Annotated in this window: 2 protein-coding genes, 5 tRNA genes and 1 rRNA gene; 2 read left to right on the forward strand and 6 right to left on the reverse strand. The window is 56.3% G+C overall.

Annotated features, from left to right (window positions below):
• The first annotated feature begins 71 nt into the window (after positions 1-71).
• Together E0L15_RS11930 and E0L15_RS11935 are read left to right on the forward strand one after the other, a co-directional pair.
• A complete protein-coding gene (locus E0L15_RS11930; RefSeq protein WP_168125768.1) occupies positions 72-1,277 on the forward strand; it encodes a site-specific integrase in 1,206 nt (401 codons plus the stop codon).
• Positions 1,235-2,668 (forward strand): tyrosine-type recombinase/integrase, encoded by a 1,434-nt coding sequence (locus E0L15_RS11935; protein WP_168125769.1) that lies wholly within the window; start codon positions 1,235-1,237, stop codon positions 2,666-2,668. The genes E0L15_RS11930 and E0L15_RS11935 overlap by 43 nt, the downstream gene beginning before the upstream one ends.
• A 160-nt stretch (positions 2,669-2,828) precedes the next feature.
• Here E0L15_RS11935 and E0L15_RS11940 read toward each other — a convergent pair.
• The 6 genes from E0L15_RS11940 to rrf all read right to left on the reverse strand — a co-directional run bounded on the left by E0L15_RS11940 (position 2,829) and on the right by rrf (position 3,471).
• A tRNA-Thr gene (locus E0L15_RS11940) sits at positions 2,829-2,904 on the reverse strand.
• A 3-nt stretch (positions 2,905-2,907) separates the two neighbouring features.
• Positions 2,908-2,984, reverse strand: a tRNA-Asp gene (locus E0L15_RS11945).
• Positions 2,985-3,026: 42 nt separating this feature from the next.
• Positions 3,027-3,102 (reverse strand) — tRNA-Trp (locus E0L15_RS11950).
• A 3-nt stretch (positions 3,103-3,105) separates the two neighbouring features.
• A tRNA-Ile gene (locus E0L15_RS11955) sits at positions 3,106-3,182 on the reverse strand.
• A gap of 63 nt (positions 3,183-3,245) precedes the next feature.
• Positions 3,246-3,321 (reverse strand) — tRNA-Asn (locus E0L15_RS11960).
• A gap of 34 nt (positions 3,322-3,355) precedes the next feature.
• A 5S ribosomal RNA gene (rrf, locus tag E0L15_RS11965) occupies positions 3,356-3,471 on the reverse strand.
• Positions 3,472-3,591 lie beyond the last annotated feature (120 nt).

The following is a 3,591-nucleotide window of genomic DNA, read 5'->3' on the forward strand; positions in this document are numbered from 1 at the left end:
AGATGGCCTGTATTCCCCTCAGGAGGAAACAGAGGGCATCTGCCTCCACATACAAAAGGAGGATTGATACTATGGGAAGACGCAGACCATCCGGGGACGGTATGGTTCGCAAACGGGAAGATGGTCGCTGGGAAGGCCGCATCGTCATCGGCCACAAAGAGAACGGCGACTCCATCTTCCGCTACATCTACGCTAACACGCAAAAAGAACTGACAGCCAAACTCCGACAAAACATTGACGCCTATCAGGGCGTGGACTTGACCGAAGAAAGCAAGATGACCCTCTCGGCGTGGCTGGATCGCTGGTTGGAGCAAATGGCCTCCGTGCTTCGCCCCAATACCCTGGAGCGTTACCGCAACAGCCTGGACCACCACGTCAAGCCTTACCTGGGACAAAAGAGGCTCACTCAAATCACCTCAGATGACTTACGAAAACTCTACGATACCTTAAAAAGCCAGGGCAGAGTGCATCCCCATCCAGGGCAGCACCGTGGCCTCTCCCCCACCACCGTCCGCAGCATACACAACACCCTCCACCATGCGTTGAAATCTGCGGTAGACCAAAGACTGATGCCCCACAACCCCGCCGATCATATGAAGCCTCCCAAAGTGGCCCACAAGGCCATGAAGGTTCTCAGCGATGCGCAGATGGAGCAATTCCTGGATGCAGTGGCCCAAGACCCCATCTGGCACAACTTCTTCTACACAGAGCTGACCACTGGGCTTCGGCTGGGGGAAATCTGTGGACTGATGTGGTCTGACTTGGATGAGCGAAAGGGAATTCTGCGGATCAGCCGCACCTTGCGCAGAGAAAAGGGTGGACGACTGGTGGCGGGCGACACCAAGATCTACGCCGGTACCCGAACCATCGTTCTCCCTGCCAGCACAGCGGAGCTGCTGACTATCCGCAAACGGCACTCCTATTCCCCCTGGATCTTTCATAATCCCCTGCAGCCGGAGGCCCCTATGAATCCCAGCACGGCCTACCACCAACTGAAAAAGATTCTGGTGGAAACAGGACTGCCCGACATCCGCTTCCACGATCTCCGCCACACCTTTGCCACCCATGCCCTATCCAGCGGCGTGGACGCAAAAACCCTGTCCAGCATCCTGGGTCACACCAAAGCCAGCTTCACTATGGACACTTACACCCACACCACCACCCAAATGCACCAGAAAGCCGCCGAAATTGTGGGCGGCTTCCTCACCGATTACTTAGGAGAGGAGATGGCTCCATGGCAAAACGCAGAAAACGTGGCGACGGCAGCATCCACCTGAGAAAAGACGGGCGCTGGGAGGGGCGATATGTGGTAGGACGCAACGAAAAAGGATTGCCCATCACCAAAAATGTCCTGGCCAAAACCCAAGCAGAGTGTGCAAAAAAGCTGGCCCAACTGCGAGAGCAGCTGGAAGCACCTGCACCGGAACAGCCCAAGGCAAGTGTGCGGCTGGGTGATTGGCTCAGTCACTGGTACCAGGACTATAAGAAGCCCAACCTGCGCCCCAACACCCAGATGTCCTATGAGCGGCGCATCTATCAGCACATCATCCCTGCTCTGGGAGAAATCCCCCTGGACAAGCTGACCACCGGAGATATCCAGCAATTCTACACCCAAGCCAAGCAGGGCGGCAGACTGCTGCGGACAGAGCTCTATGGGGAAGGCTTGTCCGACCAGACCATCCGGGGCATCCACACCACCCTCCACGGGGCATTAAAGCAGGCAGTGGAGGAACACCTCATTGCCCGCAATCCTGCGGATGGGTGCAAACTGCCCTCTGCCAAGGGCAGAGAAATGCAGGTACTGACCCCGGAGGAGATCCAGCGGCTTCTCATTCAAGCCAGAGAGGATGGGTGCTACGAACTGCTCCTGCTGGAGCTGTCCACCGGCTTGCGCCGAGGCGAAATCTGTGCTCTCCAATGGGATGACCTGAATTTCAATACCGGAGCCCTGCGGGTAGAGCGGCAGGTGCATCGGGTGCGAGGAGAACTGGTGGTGTCCCAGCCAAAGACGAAGGCCTCCAACCGCAGCGTTGTCCTCGCCGCCCCGGTTCTGGGTGTCCTGGAAGCCTACCAAAAGACCTGTACCTCTCGGTGGATGTTCCCCTCCCCAGTGAAGGAGGACTCCCCCATGGACCCAGCGGCAGTGCGGAAGCGATTGTCCACGGTTCTGGAACGGGCCGATTGTAAGCACATCCGCTTCCACGACCTGCGCCACACCTTTGCCACCGCCTCCCTGGAACACGGCATGGATGTCAAGACCCTCTCCACCATCATCGGCCATGTGTCCAGCACCACTACCCTAAACATCTACGCCCATGTCACCGACGAGATGCAGCGCACCGCAGCGGCAAAAATTGATCAGGGGATTGGAAAACGCACCTCCCCGCACCCCATCGAAACTGCGCCTCGAAAACCCGCCCCCAGCACCTTTCAACCCCACAAGGGCAAGCGCCGCAAGCCAGGCACCGGTTGTATCAGCCAGATCAACGACCATCTGTGGGAAGGCCGCTACTCCCCCATCTGGCCAGACGGCAAAAAGCACGCCCGCAATGTGTACGCCCAAACCAGAGAGGAATGTGAGGGGCTGCTGGCAGACCTGATCCAGCAGATGAATGCGGAGATCGCCGGGGAAAAAGAACGGCTAAAGCAAAAGAAAAAGGTGAGCTAAGACGTAGCAAGGCCTCTGGAGTCAAGCGCTCCAGAGGCCAATTTTTCTCTGTCTGTGGCTGGTTGTGTGGTCAATCAGGAACTCACCTATTTTATCCCGGCGATAAAGTTCCGTAAATACAACAAAACCGCCCTTTTCTCAACGAAAAGAGCGGTTATTGTGGAGCTGCTAGGCAGATTCGAACTGCCGACCTCATCCTTACCAAGGATGCGCTCTACCGACTGAGCTATAGCAGCAAATGGCGACGCGGAAGGGACTTGAACCCTCGACCTCCGGCGTGACAGGCCGGCGTTCTAACCAACTGAACTACCGCGCCATCTGGGGGAATCTATTTAATCAGCTTCCGCTGTTATTTTTGTGGCAGGGGCAGAAGGATTCGAACCCTCGGCACTCGGTTTTGGAGACCGATGCTCTACCAGCTGAGCTATACCCCTGTATGGTGGGCCTTCAGGGACTCGAACCCGGGACCGACCGGTTATGAGCCGGCTGCTCTAACCAACTGAGCTAAAGGCCCATGTCGTCGATCTGTTCTGTCTACATGAGCCGTCACAAACCTGTGACGGCTCATGCACAGAAATGGCTCCCCCTGTTGGACTCGAACCAACGACCCTGCGGTTAACAGCCGCATGCTCTACCAACTGAGCTAAGGAGGAATATTGAGAGGCTTGAGAAGCTCAAACCTCTTTGTGTCGGCACTACCTATCTTCCCGGGCCGTCGCCAGCCAAGTATTTTCGGCGCAAGTGAGCTTAACTGCCGTGTTCGGAATGGGAACGGGTGGACCCTCACTGCAATCAGCACCGACTAAGTCGACACAGACCTTTTGATCTGCACTGAACATTTGACATATTACCAGGTTTCTCTGGTTTTGTCAAGTGTTTTTCCCCATTTTTTTGGGGTTCCCACTTAGGTGTGCCTCACACCT

Origin of the sequence: Pseudoflavonifractor sp. SW1122, assembly GCF_012027765.1 — a bacterium.
Lineage (GTDB): Bacteria > Bacillota > Clostridia > Oscillospirales > Oscillospiraceae > Enterenecus > Enterenecus faecium.